Source organism: Streptomyces sp. BE303 (assembly GCF_036290945.1).
GTDB lineage: Bacteria > Actinomycetota > Actinomycetes > Streptomycetales > Streptomycetaceae > Kitasatospora.
Genome location: NZ_JAQYWZ010000567.1, coordinates 1 through 20,743, shown reverse-complemented (window position 1 = coordinate 20,743; position 20,743 = coordinate 1). Strand labels below are relative to the sequence as shown.

At 74.4% G+C, this 20,743-nt stretch carries 18 protein-coding genes; 5 read left to right on the top strand and 13 right to left on the bottom strand.

Annotated elements, in window-relative coordinates; genetic code table 11:
* Nucleotides 1-20: 20 nt before the first annotated feature.
* The 4 genes from PUR56_RS12650 to PUR56_RS12635 all read right to left on the bottom strand — a co-directional run bounded on the left by PUR56_RS12650 (nucleotide 21) and on the right by PUR56_RS12635 (nucleotide 4,032).
* On the bottom strand, nucleotides 21-1,007 hold the full coding sequence (locus PUR56_RS12650; protein ID WP_329948961.1) for an iron-siderophore ABC transporter substrate-binding protein: 987 nt from the start codon (nucleotides 1,005-1,007) through the stop codon (nucleotides 21-23).
* Between the two features lie 72 nt (nucleotides 1,008-1,079).
* Nucleotides 1,080-1,961 carry an ABC transporter ATP-binding protein gene (locus tag PUR56_RS12645; protein ID WP_329948960.1) on the bottom strand — a complete coding sequence of 294 codons (882 nt, stop codon included), beginning with the start codon at nucleotides 1,959-1,961 and terminating at the stop codon, nucleotides 1,080-1,082.
* Complete coding sequence (locus tag PUR56_RS12640; RefSeq protein ID WP_329877094.1) at nucleotides 1,961-3,007, bottom strand: FecCD family ABC transporter permease; 1,047 nt, start codon at nucleotides 3,005-3,007, stop codon at nucleotides 1,961-1,963. Before PUR56_RS12640 ends, PUR56_RS12645 begins: the two co-directional genes overlap by 1 nt.
* The gene (locus tag PUR56_RS12635) at nucleotides 3,004-4,032 is read right to left on the bottom strand and encodes a FecCD family ABC transporter permease (RefSeq protein WP_329877092.1); all 1,029 of its coding nucleotides are present in this window, start codon (nucleotides 4,030-4,032) and stop codon (nucleotides 3,004-3,006) included. Before PUR56_RS12635 ends, PUR56_RS12640 begins: the two co-directional genes overlap by 4 nt.
* Nucleotides 4,033-4,146: 114 nt before the next feature.
* Here PUR56_RS12635 and PUR56_RS12630 point away from each other — a divergent pair, with 114 nt between their 5' ends.
* Nucleotides 4,147-4,776: an HAD family hydrolase gene (locus PUR56_RS12630; RefSeq protein ID WP_329948959.1), complete on the top strand. Its 630-nt coding sequence runs from the start codon at nucleotides 4,147-4,149 to the stop codon at nucleotides 4,774-4,776.
* Nucleotides 4,777-4,813: 37 nt separating this feature from the next.
* Here PUR56_RS12630 and PUR56_RS12625 read toward each other — a convergent pair whose 3' ends face one another.
* A complete protein-coding gene (locus tag PUR56_RS12625) occupies nucleotides 4,814-5,050 on the bottom strand; it encodes a hypothetical protein (RefSeq protein WP_329877088.1) in 237 nt (78 codons plus the stop codon).
* A 470-nt stretch (nucleotides 5,051-5,520) separates the two neighbouring features.
* Here PUR56_RS12625 and PUR56_RS12620 point away from each other — a divergent pair, with 470 nt between their 5' ends.
* The gene (locus tag PUR56_RS12620; protein ID WP_329948958.1) at nucleotides 5,521-5,904 is read left to right on the top strand and encodes a cold-shock protein; all 384 of its coding nucleotides are present in this window, start codon (nucleotides 5,521-5,523) and stop codon (nucleotides 5,902-5,904) included.
* Nucleotides 5,905-6,004: 100 nt separating this feature from the next.
* Here PUR56_RS12620 and PUR56_RS12615 read toward each other — a convergent pair whose 3' ends face one another.
* The 4 genes from PUR56_RS12615 to PUR56_RS12600 form a co-directional block, all read right to left on the bottom strand.
* Complete coding sequence (locus PUR56_RS12615) at nucleotides 6,005-6,850, bottom strand: 1,4-dihydroxy-6-naphthoate synthase (RefSeq protein WP_329948957.1); 846 nt, start codon at nucleotides 6,848-6,850, stop codon at nucleotides 6,005-6,007.
* Nucleotides 6,843-7,742, bottom strand: coding sequence for a futalosine hydrolase (locus PUR56_RS12610; RefSeq protein WP_329948956.1), 900 nt, complete (start codon nucleotides 7,740-7,742; stop codon nucleotides 6,843-6,845). The genes PUR56_RS12615 and PUR56_RS12610 overlap by 8 nt, the downstream gene beginning before the upstream one ends.
* Nucleotides 7,743-7,752: 10 nt before the next feature.
* Nucleotides 7,753-8,286 carry a hypothetical protein gene (locus PUR56_RS12605; RefSeq protein ID WP_329877081.1) on the bottom strand — a complete coding sequence of 178 codons (534 nt, stop codon included), beginning with the start codon at nucleotides 8,284-8,286 and terminating at the stop codon, nucleotides 7,753-7,755.
* 139 nt (nucleotides 8,287-8,425) lie between these two features.
* The gene (locus PUR56_RS12600) at nucleotides 8,426-9,760 is read right to left on the bottom strand and encodes an MFS transporter (protein WP_329877173.1); all 1,335 of its coding nucleotides are present in this window, start codon (nucleotides 9,758-9,760) and stop codon (nucleotides 8,426-8,428) included.
* 773 nt (nucleotides 9,761-10,533) lie between these two features.
* On the opposite strand from PUR56_RS12600, the gene PUR56_RS12595 reads away from it, so the two are divergent.
* Together PUR56_RS12595 and PUR56_RS12590 are read left to right on the top strand one after the other, a co-directional pair.
* The gene (locus PUR56_RS12595) at nucleotides 10,534-11,415 is read left to right on the top strand and encodes a DUF3027 domain-containing protein (RefSeq protein ID WP_329877171.1); all 882 of its coding nucleotides are present in this window, start codon (nucleotides 10,534-10,536) and stop codon (nucleotides 11,413-11,415) included.
* 287 nt (nucleotides 11,416-11,702) lie between these two features.
* Nucleotides 11,703-14,990 carry a sacsin N-terminal ATP-binding-like domain-containing protein gene (locus PUR56_RS12590; RefSeq protein WP_329877079.1) on the top strand — a complete coding sequence of 1,096 codons (3,288 nt, stop codon included), beginning with the start codon at nucleotides 11,703-11,705 and terminating at the stop codon, nucleotides 14,988-14,990.
* Between the two features lie 99 nt (nucleotides 14,991-15,089).
* On the opposite strand, the gene PUR56_RS12585 is transcribed toward PUR56_RS12590, so the two are convergent.
* From PUR56_RS12585 to PUR56_RS12575, 3 genes are read right to left on the bottom strand one after another with little or no spacing between them, the layout of a single operon-like run.
* Nucleotides 15,090-15,326 (bottom strand): hypothetical protein, encoded by a 237-nt coding sequence (locus tag PUR56_RS12585; RefSeq protein ID WP_329948955.1) that lies wholly within the window; start codon nucleotides 15,324-15,326, stop codon nucleotides 15,090-15,092.
* 43 nt (nucleotides 15,327-15,369) lie between these two features.
* Nucleotides 15,370-17,919, bottom strand: coding sequence for an HAD-IC family P-type ATPase (locus PUR56_RS12580; RefSeq protein WP_329948954.1), 2,550 nt, complete (start codon nucleotides 17,917-17,919; stop codon nucleotides 15,370-15,372).
* A gap of 52 nt (nucleotides 17,920-17,971) precedes the next feature.
* Nucleotides 17,972-18,274, bottom strand: a complete 303-nt coding sequence (locus tag PUR56_RS12575) for a DUF2530 domain-containing protein (RefSeq protein ID WP_329877073.1) — start codon at nucleotides 18,272-18,274, stop codon at nucleotides 17,972-17,974.
* 246 nt (nucleotides 18,275-18,520) lie between these two features.
* On the opposite strand from PUR56_RS12575, the gene PUR56_RS12570 reads away from it, so the two are divergent.
* Nucleotides 18,521-19,981 (top strand): NCS2 family permease, encoded by a 1,461-nt coding sequence (locus PUR56_RS12570; protein ID WP_329877071.1) that lies wholly within the window; start codon nucleotides 18,521-18,523, stop codon nucleotides 19,979-19,981.
* A 232-nt stretch (nucleotides 19,982-20,213) separates the two neighbouring features.
* On the opposite strand, the gene PUR56_RS12565 is transcribed toward PUR56_RS12570, so the two are convergent.
* The coding region (locus tag PUR56_RS12565; RefSeq protein WP_329948953.1) for an ABC transporter permease at nucleotides 20,214-20,743 on the bottom strand (530 nt) is incomplete at its 5' end.

Genomic DNA, 20,743 nt, shown 5'->3' with positions numbered 1-20,743 from the left:
CCGGCCTCGGACGCCCGGCCTCAGGCCCCCAGGAAGTGCTGCAGCTCGGTCAGGACGTAGTTGGCGCCGGTGTAGCCGATGCCCTGGAACCAGAGCTGGTCGTCGACCGGGAACGCGCGGTGGGCCCGGACCGCGCCGAGCGCCTGCCAGGCCGGGCTCGCCAGCGCGGCCGTCGTCCCGGCCCGGTCCGGGTCGCCGTAGGTCGCGTACAGCAGCAGGTCGCCGTCGGCCTTGGCGAGTTGGTCCGCCGGGATCTCCATGTCGCCCTGTTCGACGTTCTGCGCGTCCGGCCGCCCCACCTGGGCGTCGGTCAGGACCGACCCGGGGAAGCTCTGCTTCCCGTACAGCCGGATGCCCCCGCCCTCGACGAAGCGGACCAGGCTGACCTTCCGGCCGCCCGTCCTGGCGTTCCCCAGTGCCGTCACCACCTGGTTGACGTGCCGCTGGTAGGAGGCCGCGAACGCCGCGGCCGCGTCCTGCCGGCTCAGCGCCTGGGCGTGGGTCTGGACGTTGGCCTTCCAGGGCGCGCCGGTGGTCTGGGTGAGGACGGTCGGGGCGATCGCCCGCAGTGCTTCGTACCGGCCGCCGTCCCGGCTCTGGTTGGAGAGGATGAGGTCCGGCCGCAGCGCTCGGATCGCGGCGAGGTCGGGGTCGCCGGTGGCACCGACGGTGGCGATCGGGGCGAGCCGGGACGCGGGCCAGTAGTCGGGGAAGGACGGGTCCGCCGCGGGCCGGGCCGAGCCGACCGGGGTGATGCCGAGGGTGAGCGCGGAGTCCAGCTCGGCGGTGTCCAGGGTGACGACCCGCAGCGGTGCGCCCGGCACGGTCACCGGCCCCGTGGCGGTGGTCACGACGACGTCCGGCACCGGCGCGGGAGTGGCCGACTCGGCGATGGCGGTGCCGTCGACGGGTGGCGGCGAGGGGTGCCGCGTGGTGCAGCCGCAGAGGGCGGCGCCACCGAGCCCGCCGAGTGCGGTGAGCAGGGCGCGGCGGGTGATCGGAGGCATCGGCGGTCCTCGGACGGATCGGGACGGGGCGGCAACCCGTCGATTATGTCCGAATTGGATGGTAAACCGGCGCTATGCGTCCTTCGTGGCCGTCCACGGCGCGCCCGGCACCACCAGCGGGGTCCCCGTCACGGGGTCCGGCACGACGACGGAGTCCAGCCCGAACACCTCGCGCACCAGCTCCGCCGTCACCACCTCCGCCGGCGGTCCCTGGGCGACGATCCGCCCGTCCCGCATGGCGACCAGGTGGTCCGCGTACCGGGCGGCCTGGTTGAGGTCGTGCAGTACGGCGACGACCGTCCGCCCGCGCTCCACGTTCAGCCGGCGGACCAGGTCCAGCACCTCCACCTGGTGCGCGATGTCCAGGAAGGTGGTCGGCTCGTCCAGCAGCAGGATGTCGGTGCCCTGGGCGAGGGCCATCGCGATCCAGACCCGCTGGCGCTGCCCGCCCGACAGCTCGTCCACGCCGCGCTCGGACAGGTCGGTGGTGGAGGTCCGCTCCAGCGCCTCGGTGACGGCGGTCTCGTCCTCCGCCGACCACTGCTGCCACCAGCTCTGGTGCGGCTGGCGACCGCGCGAGACCAGGTCGGCCACGGCGATGCCCTCGGGTGCGGTCGGCGACTGCGGGAGCAGCCCGATCCGCCGGGCGATCCTCTTGGTGGGGACGCGCGCCAGCTCCTCGCCGTCCAGCAGCACCGCGCCGCGGGTCGGCTTCAGCAGCCGGCCGAGCGCGCGCAGCAGGGTGGACTTGCCGCAGGCGTTCGGTCCGACGATCACCGTGACCTTCCCGTCCGGGATCCGCAGGTCGAGCCCCTCGGCGACGGTGCGGGTCTCGTAGGCGAGGGTCAGGCCCCGCGCTTCGAGCCGGTGGAAGGGCTCCGGCCGGTCGGAGCCGGACGGGCAGGAGCCGGACGGACCGGAGCCGGGCTCGGCGGACACCGCGTCAGCGGACATCAGGAACCTCCACGACGGGAACGGATCAGCAACCACATCAGGTACGGCGCGCCGACCAGCCCGGTCACCACGCCGACCGGCAGTTCGGTGGGCGCCAGCAACCGCCGCGCCACCAGGTCGGCCAGCACGACGACCAGCGCACCGGTCAGCGCCGAGCAGAACAGCGGGATCTGCGCCGAGCGGGCCAGCCGCAGCGCGATCTGCGGGGCCATCAGCGCGACGAAGTCCACCGGGCCGGCCGCTCCCGCCGCGCAGGAGGCGAGCACGATGCCGAGCAGCGCCATGCCGAGCCGGATCCGGTCCAGCCGCAGGCCCAGCCCGACGGCGGTGGCGTCGTCGAAGGAGATCGACCGCTGCGCCCGCGCCGCCCAGAGCGCCGCCGGCAGGGCGGCGAGCAGCACCCAGCCGAGCGGGCCCGCCTGGTCGTAGCCGGAGCCGTTGAGGCTGCCGGTCATCCACACCTTGGCGGCCTGCGCCTGGAAGCCGTCGCCCTTGGTGAGGAATACGGAGGTGAGGGAGGAGAGCGCGACCGAGATGCCGATGCCGATCAGGACGAAACGCTGCGCGTGCAGCCCCCGCCGCCAGGCCAGCAGGTACACCAGCAGGCCGGCGGCCAGTCCGCCGCCCACCGCCGCGTACGGCACCTCGCCGGCGGAGCCGACCACGCCGTACGCCATCAGGCCGACCACCGTCGCCGTCGCGCCCCAGGAGACGCCGACCACGTCGGGGCTGGCCAGCGGGTTGCGGGCGACGGTCTGGACGAGCGCGCCGGCCAGGCCGAGGGCGGTGCCGACCAGCAGGCCCACCACCACCCGGGGCAGCCGGAACTCGCCGACCACCAGCTCGTGCGGGCTGGGCCGCCCCAGCACCACCTTCACCACCTCGCCCGGCGCGACGGTGGACTCGCCCAGGCAGAGCGAGGCGACGACGGTGGCGGCCAGCACCAGCAGCAGGCCCAGGACGGCGGCGGCCGAGCGCCGGTGCAGGAGGAACGAGGCCCGCCCGGCGCGCAGCACGGTGTAGCCGGGCAGGGAGACGGCGCTCATGCCGCGACCACCTTCCGCCGCCGGACCAGTACGACCAGCACCGGCACCCCGACCAGCGCGGTCATCACCCCGGCCGGCACCTCGGACGGCGGGAAGAGGACCCGGCCGAACGCGTCGGCGAGCAGCAGCAGCGCCGGGCCGAGCACGGCGGAGAAGGTGAGCACCCAGCGGTGGTCGGCGCCGGCGACCGCCCGGGCGGCGTGCGGCACGGCCAGGCCGACGAAGGCGATCGGGCCGGCCGCGGCGACCGCCGAACCGGTCAGCACGGTCGCGCCGAGCGCGCCGACGGCCCGGACCGTCCCGGTCCTGGCGCCGAGCCCCTTGGCGGTGTCGTCGCCGAGCGCCAGCGCGTCCAGCCCGCGCGCCACCGAGAACACCAGCACCGTGCCGACCAGCAGGAACGGCAGCAGCTGCCAGGCCACGTCGGAGGTGCGGCCGGACAGCGAGCCGACGTGCCAGAACCGGAACTGGTCCATCGCGGCCGCGTCGGTGGTGAGGACGAGCGTGTTGAGCGAGGCGATGAACGCGGACATCGCGGAGCCGGCCAGCGCCAGCTTGATCGGGGTCGCCCCGCCCCGGCCGCGGCCCGCCAGCCCGTACACGAGGACGGTGGCGACCACCGCGCCGGCGAAGCCGAACCAGACGTACCCGGTGAGCGTGGAGATCCCGAACGCCGAGATCGCCACCACGACACCGGCCGCCGCGCCCTGGCTGACGCCGAGGATGCCCGGGTCGGCGATGGGGTTGCGGGTGATGCCCTGCATGACGGCGCCGGCCAGACCGAGCGCCGCGCCGACCGCGAGGCCGACCACCGTCCGCGGCACCCGCAGCTCGCGGACGACGACGGCGTTGGTGGTGTCCCCGCCGTGCAGCAGGGCGTCGACGGTCTCGCCGAAGGGGATGGTGCGGCTGCCGACCGCGAGGCTCAGCAGCGCCGCGGCGACCAGCACGGTCAGTGCGGCGGCGAGCCAGAGTATTCGGCGGCGCAGCAGTCGCTGCTTGCCGGGCGCGGTGGTGTCGGTCATGGCTCTCTCTCGCCGATAGCTCAGGCAAACCTAAGTTCCACGGAGAAGCCGGGGCAAATCGTCCGGTCCGACGGCTCCCGGGGCCCGCTCCGGAGGGTTGGATAGCCTGGCGGCATGCCTGCGACCCCGGACGCCCCGCTCACCGTCGGTTTCGACCTCGATATGACGCTGCTGGACACCCGGCCCGGCATCCGGGCCACCTACCTGGCGCTCTCCGCCGAGACCGACACCTACATCGACGCCGACCTGGTGGTCACCCGGCTCGGGCCGCCGCTCCTGGACGAGCTCCGCAACTGGTTCCCGGAGGAGGGCCTGGACGCGGTCGCGGACCGGTACCGCACGCTCTACCGGGACCACGCCTTCGCCCAGACCGTCGCGCTGCCCGGCGCACACGCCGCCGTCGACGCGGTCCGCTCGTACGGCGGCCGGGTCGCCGTGATCACCGGCAAGTACGAGCCGAACGCCCGGCTCCACCTCGACCACGCCGGTCTGCACGCGGACGCGCTGGTCGGGGACCTCTGGGCGGAGACCAAGGGCGACGCGCTGCGCGAGCACGGCGCCGGCGTCTACGTCGGCGACCACCTCGGCGACATCCGGGGCGCCCGGCACGCGGACGCCGTCGCGGTCGGCGTGGCCACCGGTCCGTACAGCGCGGCGGAGCTGCTGGCGGCGGGCGCGGACGTGGTGCTCGCCGACCTCACCGAGTTCCCGGCGTGGCTGGCCGGGCACCTCGCGGGGCGCTGACGGCGGACCACCGCCGGGGCGCGCCCGCCCGGGGTCGTCAGGCCCCGGCGCGCGCCCGCCGGCGCTGGTCCCGCGCGGAGAGCAGCAGCCCGCTCAGGGCGAGCAGGAAACCCAGCGGCATCAGCATGCTCAGCCAGTACGCGGCCGACGGCAGCGGCGTCAGATCGAGGAAGAGCGGGACGAAGGTCACCAGGGTGGCGAGCGCCCCGAGCCCGAAGACGATCGCTCCGGCCTTGACGTAGGCATCGCCGCGGTCGGCGCTCTGGCTGCTCACTGGGCTTGCTCCTCTGCGGGGTCGGCTGTCGCCCCAGTCTCGCAGAGGCCCGCAGGCCGTCGCCCCGGCGCCGGCCTGCGGGGTCGTTCCGCGGACCGGCGGTCCCGTCACGTTGCGCAGTTTTCCGGGCGCTGGGAGTTTTGATCCCTGTTGGGCGGGGGTATGCAGGCTGTGCCGAGGGGCGCACCCGTGCGCCCCGCTCTCTTGGACCGGGGGTGTGAGCCTGTGGAAAGCGCCGAGCCGCGCCCCGGCCATGCCGGTACCCGGTCGCCCGCGGTCGCCGGAGCTCCGTACGGATCTTTCGCGGAACGCGGATGAGACAGTGACGGACCGTTAGTCTGCTCTCTACAGCGTGCTGACCGTACGCGCCTCGTCGGCGCGTCCCCCCAAGGTCGGTCCGCCCACCCACCACCCCGTGATCCCCGGCCAGGGCCGAGGATCCCTCACACCCATATCGAGGACTGTTCGAGATGCCCACCGGCCAGGTCAAGTGGTTCAACGAGACGAAGGGCTTCGGCTTCCTGTCGCGCGACGACGGCGGCGACGTCTTCGTCCACACCAAGGCGCTGCCCGCCGGTATCACGTCGCTGAAGCCGGGCCAGCGGGTCGAGTTCGGCGTGGTCGCCGGTCACCGCGGCGACCAGGCGATGCAGGTCCAGCTGCTGGAGGCGCTGCCGTCGGTGGCCGCCGCCCAGCGGAAGAGCCCCGACGACATGGCGGCGCTCGTCCAGGACCTCATCACGATGATGGACGCGGTGCTGCCCGGTCTCCAGCACGGCCGCTACCCGGCCAAGCCGGCCGGGCAGAAGCTGGCGGTGCTGCTGCGCGGGGTGGCGGAACAGTTCGACGTGTAGGGCGTCCCGGGCCCCGGAGAACGCGGGGCCCGGAGAACACGGGCCCCGGGGAGTGCGGGGCCCGGCCGTGCGGAGCGTCGGGGGAGCTCCGGGCGTCGCCCTAGAAGTCCAGCGCACCCGGGCCGAGCGGGGGCACCAGCCCTTCGGCTGCGGCCCGGGTGAGCAGCGCGCGCACGGCGGCGTGACCCTCCTCGCCCAGCTCCGCGGTGAACTCGTTCACGTACAGCGCGATGTGCTGGTCGGCGACGGCCGGGTCCATCTCCTGGGCGTGCGCCAGCACGTACTCCCGGCTGGCGGCCGGGTCGTCCCAGGCCTGCCGGACGGAGGCGCGGATCGCCTCGGTGAGCGCCCGCAGCCGCTCGGCGCCCAGCGAGCGCCTGGCGATGATCGCGCCGAGCGGGATCGGCAGGCCGGTCTCCCGCTCCCAGGCCTCGCCCATGTCGGCGAGGCAGTGCAGGCCGTAGTCCCGGTACGTGAACCGGGCCTCGTGGATGACCAGCCCGGCGTCCACCCGGCCGTCCCGGACGGCGGGCATGATCTCGTGGAACGGCAGGACGACGACCTCGCCCAGGCCGCCCGGCACCGCCGTGGCGGCCCAGAGCCGGAACAGCAGGTAGGCGGTGGACCGCTCGGAGGGCACCGCGACCGTCTTCCCGCTCAGGTCGTCGCCGCTGTCCGGGCGGGTCAGCACCAGCGGGCCGCAGCCGCGCCCGAGCGCGCCGCCGCAGGGCAGCAGCGTGTACTCGTCCAGCACCCAGGGCAGCGCCGCGTAGCTGACCTTGAGGACGTCCAGTTCGCCGCGTTCGGCCAGGCCGTTGGTGACGTCGATGTCCGCGAAGGTGACCTCGGGGACGTCCGCGCCCGGGACGCGTCCGTGCGCCCAGGCGTGGAAGACGAAGGTGTCGTTGGGGCAGGGCGAGTAGGCGATGCTCAGCCGTTCAGCCACGGCCGGCCTCCTTCGACGCGTTCCGGCAGGATGTCAGCAGTTCGGGGTAGGGGAGGGCGGCGAAGGCGCGCTCCAGCGCGGCCAGCGCGTCGCCGATCCGCCAGGCCGCCCGGTCGCGGGGGCCCACGGGGTTGGAGACGGTGCGCAGCTCGAACACCGGCACCCCGTGCCGGGCCGCCGCCTCGGCGACCCCGAACCCCTCCATCGCCTCGGCCGCCACCCGCGGGTGGCGGGCGGCCAGCTCGGCGGCCCGCCCGGCGCTGCCGGTCACCGTGGAGACGGTGAGGACGGGGCCGGTGAGGACGGGGCCGGTGAGGACGGGGTCGGCGACGGCGGCCAGCGCCTCGGCCGCGAGTGCCACGGCAGCCGGGGCGGGGGTGTGCCGGACGGTTCCGAAGCCCAGCTCGGTGACGTCGGCGAAGCCCTCGGGGGTCTCCGCGCCCAGGTCGGCGGCGACGATGTGCTCGGCGATCACGGTCGCGCCGACCGGCGCCTGCGGGGCGAAGCCGCCGGCGATCCCGGCGGAGACCACCAGGTCGTAGCGGGCGGCGGTGAGGGCGGTGGCCGCGGCCGCGGCGGCGGCGGCGGGGCCGACCCCGCCGGCCAGCACGTCGACCGTCACGCCCGACGGGTGCTCGACCCGGTCCGGTGCGCCGCCGGGCCACCGCACGTCGGGGGCTGCGGGAGCCGCCGGACCCGCGGATGCGTGAGCGGTCGCGTGAGTGGCCGCTTGAGCGGTCGCCTGAGCCGTCGCGGGAGCGGAGGGGGACGCGCAGGCGCCGGCCGCGGTCAGACCGCGCAGCACGGCCTCGGCTTCGGGGGCCACCGCGACGACGACGAGCAGCCGGGCCCACGCGGGGCCCGACTGCTCGTCGGGAAGTCGTGCCGTCACCGGACGGCCGTCAGCTGTCCTGGGTGTTCAGCTGGAAGTACCAGACGCCGTAGATCGATTCGGGCTGGTCCGGGTCGGTCTCCACCACGGTGATCAGGGTCTTGCCCGAGGCGTTGAGCGCCTTGCTGGCGGGGACCGAGCCCGAGTAGGTGGTGTCCTTGGCCGCCGAGGCCAGGATGAACCGGCCGCCGGAGCCCTGCTGGCCGCCGTTGGTGTTGGCCCACCAGCCGCGGTCGGCCACCTCCGGGCTCACACCGACGCCGATCCGGTCGCTGACGACCACGTCCGACTTGGGAAGCGTGCCGCTCTCCAGGGCCTTGGCGGCCTTGTCCTGGCACTCCTCCTGCTGCAGGTCGGTCAGCGGGCTGCCGTCGTTGAAGCAGAACGGGTCCGCCGCGAACGAGGAGTTGCCGACCGTCAGGGTCACGCGGTGGTCGCTGATCTCGTGCTGGCCGGACGCGAACGCGATGGACCCGCCGACCGTGCCGGCGCCGATCACGACGACGGCGCCGAGGGCGGCGATGACACGGGTGCTGAGGCTCATGCGTCAGAGGCTACCGGGCTTTCCCGATCACGCTACGCGGGGGTCGGCAACCGCGTGTTGTGCCTCGGCCGGTGCGGGGCGCCCACGGCACCCGAGGGGCCCGCGCGTGCCGCGTCACCCCGGGGCGCGCCGGGGCGCCTCACGCCACCCGGGGCGCGGTCGAGCGGTGTCGCAACCCCACCCGGAAGAGCGAGCGGACCGTCCAGAGCAGCACCGCGCCGACCACGGCCGCCGCCACCGAGAGCCCCAGCGCCCCGTTCAGCGGCAGCAGGATGCCGACCGCGCCGCCGACCACCCAGGACATCTGCAGCAGCGTCTCCGACCGGGCGAAGGCGGAGGTCCGCACCGACTCGGGGACGTCCCGCTGGATCAGGGCGTCCAGCGACAGCTTGCCCAGCGACGCCGCCACCCCGGAGGCCCCGGCGACCAGCACCACCGTCACCGCGCCGTACCAGAGCGCGGCCGCCGCCGTGGCGCAGCCGGCCAGCAGCAGCATCGCCGTGACCGTCACCTCCGGGCCGCGGGTGCGCAGCATGGCGCCGAGCACCGAACCCAGCGCGTTGCCCGTTCCGGCGGCCAGCGCCACGATCCCGAGCGCCAGGGTCGGCTGGAGACTGCCGATCGGCTCCTCGCGGAGCAGGAACGCCAGGAACATCACCAGGAAGCCCACCAACCAGCGCAGCGCCGACATCGCGCGCAGCGCCAGGATCACCGACGGTCCGACGGTGCGCAGCGACGCCTTGGGCCGCTGGTCGGCGGGCGCCGGCTCGTCCGCCTTGCCGTGCAGCACGCCGTGGTGCCCCGGCCCGTGCTCCTCGGCGTGCAGGACGGCCCGCTGCTCGCCCTTGGCCGAGTCCACCTTGTGCGGCAGGTGGAAGGCCATCAGGGTGCCCGCCACGAACACCAGGAACGCCCCGCGCAGCGGCCAGCCCGGCCCGATCAGGTGCAGCAGGCCGCCCACCCCCGCCGCCACCATGGTGGCCAGCAGCCCGGCCAGGGTGACCCGGGAGTTCGCCTTCACCAGCGACAGCCGGCTCGGCAGCAGCCGGGGCACCACCACGCTGCGCACCACGCCGTACGCCTTGGACGCGACCAGCACGCCCAGGGCCTCCGGGTAGAGCGCCAGTCCGCCGCCGGTCACCACGCCGGCCATCGTCCAGGCGAGCACCGCCCGGGCCAGCATCGACATCGCCATGGCGGCCCGTCGGCCGTGCGGCAGACGGTCCAGCAGCGGGCCGATCACCGGCGCGAGCAGGGCGAACGGGGCCATCGTGATCAGCAGGTAGAGCCCCACCCGGCCGCGGGCCTCGCCGGTCGGGACGGAGAAGAAGATGGTGGAGGCCAGCGCGACGGTGATCAGCATGTCGCCGAAGGAGTTCAGCGCGTGCAGCTCGATCAGTTTGGCCAGGCCCGACTCGCCCGCGCCCTCGGCGGAGGTGGCCCGACGGATCCGGCGGCCGGTGCCGTGCACCATCTTGCCGGTGCGGGAGCCGGCGGCGGAGGCGGTGCGGACCAGGAAGTTGCGGCGCCGCTCCCCGTCCTCCTCCTCCGGTTCCTCTCCCGGTCCGGCCTGTCCGGTCTCCTGTCCGGTCTGCTGTTCGACCTCGGGGGTCCCGGCGGCCTTCCGGAGATCCACGGTCGTCCCAGACGCCCCGGACGTCCCGGTGTCCGTGAGGTCCCCGGGTTCGTCGACGGCGTCGGGATGCGGGTCGGGATGCGGGTCGGCGGGCGAGGCGACGGGGCCGGACGCGGGAGCGGGCGTCGTGAAGGAGTCCACCGGTTGCGGTTCGCCCGCACCGTGGACCGGGGGTTGCTGTCGCGGCACGGCGTTCGCCTCGTCGGGGCTGCCGGCCTGCGAGGGGCGCAGTACGTGCTGCGACGGTTTTTCGTCCGCCACAAGGCCATCCTGCCCCAGAATCGGGAAGGCAACGCGAGATTCCGCTCCGCGCGGCGCGGCCGGGCACGGTCCGTGAGCACGGCGGGTACCGCTCTCCGGCGCTTTCGCGCACCGCCGTCCCGGCACAGGGACGGCCCCGGACTGTGCCGGGTGGCCGACCGACGGGTAGCCTGCCCAGGGTCCGCCCGAGCGATCGGCCGGCGCCCGTCGGACCCGGCGAGCGGCGCGGCCGGTATCCGAGGCGGGCCGCGGTCGCGCAGAATGGACGAGGGACACCGAGCCGCGACGGACAGGCAACACGCCGTGGGTGACAGAAGAACTGGGAGAGAATCGACGCCGTGAGTGCTGCGATGCGAAGCCGTACCCCTGATCGGCTCTGTGCCGAGGCCGTCGAACTCGCCCGCCAGGCTGCGGAAGAGGCGGTCGGCACGGAAACCGTGGGAGCGCACCTCGGCGTCCAGGCGGAGGCCGACCGTGTCGTCACCCACACCTTCGAGTGCCTCGACGCGGCCTACCGCGGCTGGCACTGGGCGGTCACCGTGGCGCGCGCCCCGCGGGCCAAGAACGTGACGCTGGACGAGGTCGTGCTGCTGCCCGGCTCCGACGCGATCCTCGCCCCGCAGTGGGTGCCGTGGAGCGAGCGGCTGCGTCCGGGTGACATGGGACCCGGCGACCTGCTCCCCACCGACGCCGACGACCTGCGCCTCGAACCGGGCTGGACCGGCGAGGACGAGCCCGCGCCGAACTCCGTGGTGGCCCAGGTCGCCCAGGAGGACGTGGTGGTCAGCGACCCGCACGTCGAGCCCGCCCCGGCCCGCGCCCAGATCGGCGCCGTCGCCGACGAGCTCGGCCTGGGCCGCAGCCGGGTGCTCTCCCGGCTCGGTCTGCACCTGGCGGCCGACCGCTGGGAGAAGGCGCACGGCTCGCAGACCCCGATGGCGCAGTCGGCCCCGGCCTCCTGCGTCAGCTGCGGCTTCCTGATCCCGATCGGTGGCACGCTCGGCCAGGCGTTCGGTGCCTGCGGCAACGAGTTCGGTCCGGCCGACGGCCAGATCGTCTCCTTCGCGTACGGCTGCGGCGGCCACTCCGAGGCGGCGGTCATCCCGGCCCCGCCGGCGCCGTCCGAGTTGATCCTGGACGAGCTGGTCGTCGAGCCGATGCAGTTGCACCCCGACCGCACCTCCGGCTCCGTGGAGCCCGACGCCCCGGCCGAGGAGCTCGGCCACTCCTGAGCCCGACGGCTTTCCGCGTCCGGCCCCGCCCACCCGGGCGGGGCCGGACGCCGTCGTACGGGCCCGTCCGGACGCCTCCGTGCCGGCGGACACGCTCCCGGCGCCGGACCGCCCCGCACCGCCGGACGCCGCCGCACCCCTCCTGATCGGCCCGGACCGCGCCACGGCACCGGTGCGCACCCACCCCGGTCGGCCGGGGGTCCCCGGGCGGGGGACAATGCCCCGTACGAAGTACAGGGCGGCGGAAGGCGGCAGGTCCAGTGGAACCTCGGATCATCGGCAGCGGAATGGACGAGCACCTCGCGGACCACTTCGGCAGCGCCGGTCTGCGCCGCCGTGTGCTGGACGCCTGGGCCGCCTCCCCGGCCCGGTTCCGGGAGGACGCCAACGCCGAGGAGGAGCTCGCGCTCGGCGGCTACCGCGACCGGCTGGTGGTCGAGTTGGCGCAGAACGCCGCCGACGCCGCGGCCCGCGCGGGCGGCGCCCCCGGCCGGCTGAGGCTCACCCTGGCGGACGGCGTGCTGGCCGCCGCCAACACCGGCGCGCCGCTGGACGCCGCCGCCGTCGAGTCGCTCTCCACCCTGCGTGCCTCCTCCAAGCGCGACTCCGAGGCCGGGGGCCGGCCCACCGTCGGCCGGTTCGGCGTCGGCTTCGCCGCCGTCCTCGCCGTCACCGACGAACCCGCCGTGCTCGGCGCGGCCGGCGGCGTGCGCTGGTCGCTCGGCGAGGCCCGCTCGCTGGCCGAGGCCCAGCCCGCACTCACCGAGGAGCTGCGCCGGAGGGACGGTCATGTGCCTTTGCTGCGGCTGCCGTTCGCGGCCGAGGGCCCGGCGCCCGACGGCTACGACACGGTGGTCGTCCTGCCGCTGCGCGACGCGGCCGCCGAGGACCTCACCCGTCGTCTGCTGGCCGCCGTCGACGACGCCCTGCTGCTGACCCTCGCGGGCCTCTCCGAGATCGTCGTGGAGACCCCGGACAGCACCCGCGTCCTCACCCGCAGCGCCGCCGAGCCGCGTCCGGACGGCGTCACCGAGGTGACCGTCACCGACGACGCGGGCGGCAGGCTGCGACGGACCGTCTGGCAGACCGCCGGCGCCTCCGGCTCCCTGGACGCGGCCCTGCTCGCCGACCGTCCCACCGAGGAGCGCTCCCGCCCGTACTGGACGGTGACCTGGGCCGTTCCGGTCGACCCCGAGGGCACCCCGCAGGCGCCCGGGGTCGACCCGGTGCTGCACGCGCCCACGCCCAGCGACGAGCCGCTCGGCCTGCCCGCGCTGCTGATCGCCTCCTACCCGCTGGACTCCACCCGCCGGCACGTCGCCCCGGGCCCGCTCGCCGACTTCCTCACCGAGCGCGCCGCCGACTGCTACGCCGACCTGCTGCGCTCCCGGGGCGGCGACCTCGGCTCGCTCGGGCTCGTCCCCGGGCCGCTCGGCCAGGGAGCGCTGGACAACGCGCTGCGCGCCGCGATCCTCTCCCGGCTGCCCGGCACGCCGTTCCTGCCCCACCCGGCGCCGGTCGCGCAGGGGACGCCCGCGCTGCGCCCCCGCGACGCGACGCTGCTGGAAGGCGCGGACGGCTCGGTGGTCGAGGCGCTGGCGCCGATCTTCCCCGGCCTGCTGCCGGCCGGCCTGGAGCGCCGGACCGAACTGCGGGTGCTGAACGTGCGCCGGGTGCCGCTCGCCGAGGTGGTCGACCAGCTCGGCGGCCTGGACCGCGAGCCGGCCTGGTGGCGGAACCTCTACGCGGCGCTCGGCGGGGCCGACCCGGAGGCGCTCGGCGCGCTGCCCGTCCCGCTCGCCGACGGACGGACCGTCACCGGCCCGCGCCGCGTCCTGCTGCCCTCCGACGACGCCGACTGGGCGGCGTTCCCCGGCTATCCCGAGTCGCTGGCCGGCGCGCTGGCCGTGCTCGACCTCCGACTCGCCCACTCCGAGGCCGCGCACCCGCTGCTGGCCAAGCTCGGGGCCGGCGCCGCCACCCCGGCCGGGGTCCTGGACACCCCCGAGGTGCGGGCGGCCGTCGCGCGTTCCTACGAGGTGGCCGAGGACGACCCGGACGCCGCCGCGGACCTCGCCGATGCCGTCCTGGCCCTGGTCAAGGCGGCCGCCCCGGCCGTGGGCGAGCACCCCTGGCTGGGCCGCCTCGCGCTGCTCGACGACGAGGGCGAGCCGGCTCGTGCGGGCGAACTCGTGCTCCCGGACAGCCCGTTCGCAGCCCTGGCCCGGGAGGACGACGCCGGCTGGGTGGACGACGACCTGCTGGAGCGCTGGGGCCCCGAGGTGCTCACCGCCGTCGGCGTGCTGGCCGACTTCGTGCTGGTCCGCGCCGAGGACGTGGTGCTCGACCCGGACGACCTGGAGCGGCTCGACCCGACCGCGCCCGCCGACCGCGCGGCCGGCGGTCACCCCACCGGCCTGATCGACGAGGCGCCGGACGGCCTCGCCGAGTGGGCCGAGGACGTGCTGGAGGTCCTGAACGCCGACGCGGGCAACCCGACGGGCCTCCCACCGGTCGCCGCCGAGCTGCTGGCCGTCCGCGACCTCGATCTGGTGGAGGACGACGCGTGGCCGCAGGCGCTGGCCGCGCTCGCCCGGCCGCCCTACCGGGACGCCGTGGTCACCCCCGTCCGCACCCTGCTGCCCGACGGCTCGTACGCCGACCTGCCGCCGTACACCGCCTGGTGGCTGCGTGACCACCCGGTGCTGGACGGCCGGGAGCCGGCCGGGCTGCGCGCGGCAGGCGCCGACCCGCTGCTCCGCGGCCTCTACGACGAGGCGCGGACCGCGCTCGACGAACAGTTCCTGCACGCGCTGGGCGTCCGCACGACGCTGACGGCGCTGCTGGCCGAGCCGCACGGGCCGGACGAGGTGCTGGACCGGCTCGCCGACCCGGAGGCCGAGGTCGGGCACCGCCAACTGCACGGCATCCACAGTGCGTTGGCCCGCGTGCCGGTCGAGCGGATCGAACCGCTGGACGTGGTGCGGGCGTTGCCGCCGCTGGACCGCTCCACCGGCCGCCGCCCGTCGCGGACGGTGATCGTGGACGCTGCCGACGCGGTCGTCGCGGACGCCCCCGACCTGGTTCAACTCCTGCACGACCACGCGTTGTTGCCGGTGGCTCCGGCGCTGGCGGCCGACCTCGCCGAGCGGCTGCACGTCTCGCTGGCCAGCGAGGTGGCCGGCGGGCGGGTGCTCTCCGAGGGTGCGCTGCACCGGGTGCCGGCCGTGGTGCGGGAGTTGCTGCCCGGCTGTCCGGTCGCCTACGAGGAGCACGAGGAGCTGCTGGTGGTCGGCCCGGACGGCGGCGAGGCCGCCGTCGACTGGCGCTGGGACACCGGGGCGGACGCACCCGAGGCGCCGTACGACCCGGAGTCGGCCGAAGAGGCCGACGAGGACGACGAGTTCGAGGTCCCGCCGGTGCCCGGTCTGCTGCACGCCGCCACTCCGGAAGGGCTGGCCGCAGGGCTCGCCTGGTCGGTGGGCCAGTGGCACCGGCGGTTCGAGGTGCTGGCCGCGCTCAGCGAGCCCGACCGGGCCTACGAGCTCTCCGCGGCCCGGGACTTCGAGGGCTGAGCGGGGCGGCCCGGTCGGGCCTGCTCCGGCGCCCGGGTCGCCGCCCGGGCCCGTTCCGGTGTCCGGTCCCGCAGCTGTTCCCGCACCCGTTCCGGCGTTTCAGGAGCGGGTGCCGGAGCGGGTCCGGCCACGCGCGATCAGTCGCAGGTAGATCCCCAGCGTCACGACCACCCAGACCGCGCCGAGCAGGGCCGTCGCCACCTTCACCAGCCGCGGTCCGGCGTCGACACCGGCGAGCGTGCCGACCCCCACCAGCGCCAGGGCCAGCAGACCGGTCGCCAGCAGGCCGCCCAGGAAGGCGGTGAACGCCTCCAACTCCCCACCCCTGCGCGCCATGCGGAACCCCCCCCCCGGTTCGGGCTCGATCCGTCCAGTGCGGTCAATCATCCGTCCTGCGTCGCATGATGCGCCAGGTCACTTCCAGCAGAATTCCGGCGATCAGCGCGATCCCGACGCCGATCCACGGGTCCCGGGTGCCGGACAGCGAGAGCTGGAAGAAGTCGGAGAGCCACGGCACGGTCAGGACCAGGGCGAACGCCCCACCCATCGTCCCGATCAGCAGCAGCCGCCACCAGTTGTACGGCCGGGCCACGATCGCCAGCACCCAGATGGCGACCAGGAAGAGCGTCAGGGTGGCGACGCTGGTGTCCGATTCGAGGTCGGTCGCATGGTCCGCACGGGCCAGTGCGTACGCGGTGAAGGTGGCTGTACCGGCGATGATGCCGCCGGGGATCGCCAGCCGGAGCACCCGCCGGACGAAGCCGGTCCGGGCCCGCTCGTTGTTGGGCGCCAGTGCCAGGAAGAAGGCCGGCACGCCGATGGTGAGCGTGGAGAGCACGGTCGAGTGCCTGGGCAGGAACGGGTACGGCGAATGGGTGAAGATCACCAGCAGGGCGAGCAGCACCGAGTAGACCGTCTTCACCAGGAAGAGCCCGGCGACCCGTTCGATGTTCCCGATCACCCGCCGGCCCTCGGCGACCACCGAGGGCATGGTCGCGAACGAGTCGTCGAGCAGCACGATCTGCGCGACCGCCTTGGTGGCGTCGCTGCCGGTGCCCATCGCCACGCCGATGTCCGCGTCCTTGAGCGCCAGCACGTCGTTGACACCGTCGCCGGTCATCGCCACGGTGTGGCCGCGCGACTGCAGGGCGCCGACCAGTTCGCGCTTCTGCTGCGGGCTGACCCGGCCGAAGACGGTGGTCCGCTCGGCGGCGTCGGCGAACGCCTCCGGGACGGTGGGCAGGGTGCGCGCGTCCAAGGGGTGGTCGGCGCCGGGCAGCCCGAGGTGGGCGGCGACCGCGCCGACCGAGACGGCGGCGTCGCCCGAGATCACCTTGGCCTGGACGCGCTGGCTCTCGAAGTAGCGCAGGGTGTCGGCGGCGTCGTCGCGCAGCCGCTGCTGGAGCACCACCAGGGCGAGCGGCCGGAGGCCGGCGGCCGGGTCGGGGGCGTCGAGCGGGGTGGGCGTGCGCCCGAGCAGCAGCACCCGCAGGCCCTGGGTACCCAACTCGTCCACCTCGGCGAGCGTCGGGTGGCCGGCCGGCAGCAGCACGTCCGGTGCGCCGAGCAGCCAGGTGGCCTCGCCGCCCTGCGGCTCCAGCAACTGCACGCCGCTCCACTTGCGGGCGGAGGAGAAGGGCATCGCCTCGATGACCCGCCAGCCGCCGCTCCGCTCGCCGCTGCCGTCGCCGTAGGCGTCGATCACGGCGCGCATCGACGGGTTGGGGCGGGCGTCGGCGCCGGCCATCATGCCCAGCGCCTGCTTGACGATCTCCTTGACGGTGACGCGGTCGTCCAGACCGTCCCGGGCCTCGGGGCCGTCCTGGCCGTCCCCGGTGCCCGTGATGCTCCGCCCGACCGGGCCCCGGCCTTCCCGGTCCGGGTCGCTCCCGTCGGGACCGGTCTCGATCAGGCGCAGGTCGACGACGTCCATGCCGCCCTCGGTGAGGGTGCCGGTCTTGTCCAGGCAGACGGTGTCCACCCGGGCCAGCCCCTCGATCGCCGGCAGCTCCTGCACCAGGCACTGCTTGCGGCCCAGCCGGACCACTCCGATCGCGAAGGCCACCGACGTCAGCAGCACCAGTCCCTCGGGCACCATCGGCACGATCCCGGCGACCATCCGGCGGACCGCTTCCTTCCAGTCCCGGCCCTCCACCGCGAGCTGGCTGATGATCAGACCGATCGCGGTGGGCACCAGCAGCCAGGTGATGAACCGCAGGATGCTGTCGATGCCGCTGCGCAGCTCCGACTTCACCAGGGTGAACCGGCTCGCCTCCTCGGCCAGCTGTGCGGCGTACGCCTCGCGGCCGACCTTGGTGGCGGTGAACGCGCCGGCACCGGCCACCACGAAGCTGCCGGACATCACCTGGTCGCCGGGCTGCTTGAGGACCGGGTCCGGTTCGCCGGTGAGCAGGGACTCGTCGATCTCCAGGCCGTCCGCCTCGGTGACCTCGCCGTCGACGATCACCTTGTCGCCGATGCCGAGCAGCACGGTGTCCTCCAGCACGATCTCGCCGACCGCGAGCTGCTGGACGGTGCCGTCCCGGCGGACCTGGGGTTTGGCCTCGCCGATCAGCGCGAGGCTGTCCAGGGTCTTCTTGGCGCGCAGCTCCTGGATGATGCCGATCGCCGTGTTGGCGACGATGACCAGGCCGAAGAGGCCGTCCTGGAGGGGGCCGACGATCAGGATGATCCCGAACATCACGCCGATGATCGCGTTGAACCGGGTGAAGACGTTGGCCCGGACGATCTCCTTGGCCGAGCGGCTGGAGCGGACCGGGACGTCGTTGACCTCGCCGCGGGCGACCCGCTCGGCCACCTCGGCTGCGGTCAGGCCGCCGCGCCGGCCGGGCAGCAGCCCGAGCGGGTGCGCGCCTTCGGGCTTCTCCTCGGTGGGCCGGTCCTCGGCAGGCTGGGCAGGCTGCGTCATGGCACCGACTCTACGGGTGCCTTATGTCCGATGCGTGCTACTAAAGGACTATTCAGTCCGACCGGGTGGCCGGGTCCGTGCCGTTCCCGTTCGGGGCCTGCGCCCGGGCCTCGGCGGCCCGGCTGCGGGCGATGGCGTCCCGGCGGGCGCGGCAGTACCAGAGGCCGATCAGGCCGAGGCCGCTGCCGGCCAGGCAGATCCAGGGCCAGTTCCCGTGGCCGTGGTCGGAGAGGGTGCCCCAGAAGGGCAGCAGCACCAGGAAGGCGACGAACCACACCACCGTGCCGCCGCCGACGATGGCGACGTCGTTGGCCTCCAGCGACGGGGGCGAGGGGTGCAACGGCGTCTTCGGCATGGGCTCTAGGGTACGGTGCGGCGGGCGCTTGTCCGATTCCGTGCCGCAGCTGTCTCTTTCTTTCCGGAAACCCCTTCGTTCTACGCGCGAAGATGGCGTACGAGCGAACAGGGAACTCATACTTGTGTCCCCGGTCGGCCGCGGCATGCTCAGAACACCTTGCTTCGTGCCCGTCCCACCGGGCCGCCCGGCCACCGTCGCTCCGGGTGGGTCCCCCTCTCCTCAGCCCCCACCAGAGGATGCAGCATGCCCGTGGCCCAGCCGACCGCCGAGTCGCCCGAGCCCACCTCCGACGCGCCGAAGCCCCCGTCCGGCGCGATGGACCGTTACTTCCGGATCAGCGAGCGCGGCTCCACCCTGCCGCGCGAGATCCGCGGTGGCATCGCCACCTTCTTCACCATGGCGTACATCCTGGTGCTCAACCCGATCATCCTGGCCAGCGCCACGGACATGAACGGCGCCCACCTGGACAGCGCCCAGCTGGTCACCGCCACCGCGCTCACCGCGGGCCTCACCACGCTGCTGATGGGCGTCATCGGCAACGTCCCGATCGGCCTCGCCGCCGGCCTCGGCGTCAACACCATCGTCGCCCTCCAGCTCGCACCCAAGATGACCTGGCCCGACGCGATGGGCATGGTGGTGCTGGCCGGCTTCGCGATCATGCTGCTGGTCGCCACCGGCCTGCGCGAGCGCGTGATGAACGCCGTCCCGCTCGGCCTCCGCAAGGCCATCGCGATCGGCATCGGCCTCTTCATCAGCCTCGTCGGCCTGGTCGACTCCGGCTTCGTCAGCCGCATCCCGGACGCCGCCCACACCACCGTCCCGCTCCAGCTCGGCACCGGCGGCCACCTGCTCGGCTGGCCCGTCCTGATCTTCGTGCTCGGTCTGCTGCTCACCCTGGTGCTGATCGTCCGCAAGGTGCCCGGCGCGATCCTGGTCTCGATCGCGGTCATGACCGGCCTCGCGGTCGTCATCGACAAGATCGCCGACATCCCGGCCCTCAACTGGGGCCTGACCGTCCCGGCCTGGCCCGGCAACCCGGTCGCCGCCCCCGACTTCGGCCTGGTCGGCGAGGTCAGCCTCTTCGGCGGCTTCGAGAAGGTCGGCGTCCTCACCGGCGTCCTCTTCGTCTTCACCGTGCTGATGTCCTGCTTCTTCGACGCGATGGGCACCATCCTCGGCGTCGCCGACGAGGCCCACCTGCTGGACGAGAAGGGCGACCTGCCGGGCATCAACAAGGTCCTGATGATCGACGGCATCGCCACCGCCGCGGGCGGCGCGACCTCCTCCTCGGCCAACACCTGCTTCGTCGAGTCGACCGCAGGCGTCGGCGAGGGCGCCCGCACCGGCTTCGCCTCGATCGTCACGGGCGGCCTCTTCGTGGTGGCCCTGTTCCTCACCCCGCTCGCCACCATGGTCCCCGCCCAGGCCGCCACCCCCGCCCTGGTCGCCGTCGGCTTCCTGATCCTGGCCAACTCGATCAAGGACATCGACTGGGCCGACTACACCATCGCGATCCCGGCGTTCCTGACCATCGTGATGATGCCGTTCACCTACTCCATCACCAACGGCATCGGCTTCGGCTTCATCACCTTCTGCATCCTGCGCCTCGCCGCCGGGCGTGGCCGCGAGGTCCCGGTCGCGATGTACGCGGTCTCCGCCGTCTTCGCCTTCTACTACCTGATGCCGGCCCTCGGCCTGCTCTGACGGATCCGCACGCTGCGGCGGACACCGTGCGCGGCGTGCGGCCTCCGGGCCCCGGCTTCCGATGCCGGCCTTCGGGACTCGTTTCGAAGGCCGGCATTCGTCGTGCGGGGCGGTGGCTGCCCGCTCCGTCCGGCCGGGAACGCGGACGGGGCGGCGTAGGCCGACGGGGTGTCGGGGTACGCCGCCCCGGGGCGGGGCGAGTGGCGGGTGGTGGTGGGTGCCGCCATGGCGGTTACTTCGGGTCGCGGTTGAACGTCGAGGTCGACCAGCGGTAGCCGAGCGCCGCGAGGCCCAGGCACCAGGCGACGGCGAGCCACCCGTTGTGGCCGATCTCGCTGCCGAGCAGCAGTCCGCGCAGGGTCTCGATGGCGGGTGTGAAGGGCTGGTACTCGGCGATCGGCTGGAACCAGCCGGGCATGGAGTGGATCGGGACGAAGGCGCTGGAGAGGAGCGGCAGCAGGATCATCGGCAGTGCGTTGTTGCTGGCGGCCTCGGCGTTCGGGCTGATCAGACCCATGCCGACGGCGATCCAGGTGAACGCCAGGGCGAAGAGCACGAGCAGCCCGAAGGCGGCCAGCCACTCCAGGGCGGTGGCGTCCGTGGACCGGAAGCCGATGGCCACGCCGACGGCGCCGACGAGGACCACGCTGGCGACCGACTGCAGCACGCTGCCGACGACGTGTCCGACGAGCACCGACGGGCGGTGGATCGCCATCGTGCGGAAGCGGGCGATGATGCCCTCGGTCATGTCGTTGGAGACGG

Coding starts and splice junctions, on each gene's coding strand:
- PUR56_RS12650 (WP_329948961.1), bottom strand. CDS start 1,007: ATGCCTCCGATCACCCGCCGCGCCCTGCTCACCGCACTCGGCGGGCTC.
- PUR56_RS12645 (WP_329948960.1), bottom strand. CDS start 1,961: ATGTCCGCTGACGCGGTGTCCGCCGAGCCCGGCTCCGGTCCGTCCGGC.
- PUR56_RS12640 (WP_329877094.1), bottom strand. CDS start 3,007: ATGAGCGCCGTCTCCCTGCCCGGCTACACCGTGCTGCGCGCCGGGCGG.
- PUR56_RS12635 (WP_329877092.1), bottom strand. CDS start 4,032: ATGACCGACACCACCGCGCCCGGCAAGCAGCGACTGCTGCGCCGCCGA.
- PUR56_RS12630 (WP_329948959.1), top strand. CDS start 4,147: ATGCCTGCGACCCCGGACGCCCCGCTCACCGTCGGTTTCGACCTCGAT.
- PUR56_RS12620 (WP_329948958.1), top strand. CDS start 5,521: ATGCCCACCGGCCAGGTCAAGTGGTTCAACGAGACGAAGGGCTTCGGC.
- PUR56_RS12605 (WP_329877081.1), bottom strand. CDS start 8,286: ATGAGCCTCAGCACCCGTGTCATCGCCGCCCTCGGCGCCGTCGTCGTG.
- PUR56_RS12600 (WP_329877173.1), bottom strand. CDS start 9,760: ATGGTGCACGGCACCGGCCGCCGGATCCGTCGGGCCACCTCCGCCGAG.
- PUR56_RS12595 (WP_329877171.1), top strand. CDS start 10,534: ATGCGAAGCCGTACCCCTGATCGGCTCTGTGCCGAGGCCGTCGAACTC.
- PUR56_RS12590 (WP_329877079.1), top strand. CDS start 11,703: ATGGACGAGCACCTCGCGGACCACTTCGGCAGCGCCGGTCTGCGCCGC.
- PUR56_RS12585 (WP_329948955.1), bottom strand. CDS start 15,326: ATGGCGCGCAGGGGTGGGGAGTTGGAGGCGTTCACCGCCTTCCTGGGC.
- PUR56_RS12580 (WP_329948954.1), bottom strand. CDS start 17,919: ATGACGCAGCCTGCCCAGCCTGCCGAGGACCGGCCCACCGAGGAGAAG.
- PUR56_RS12575 (WP_329877073.1), bottom strand. CDS start 18,274: ATGCCGAAGACGCCGTTGCACCCCTCGCCCCCGTCGCTGGAGGCCAAC.
- PUR56_RS12570 (WP_329877071.1), top strand. CDS start 18,521: ATGCCCGTGGCCCAGCCGACCGCCGAGTCGCCCGAGCCCACCTCCGAC.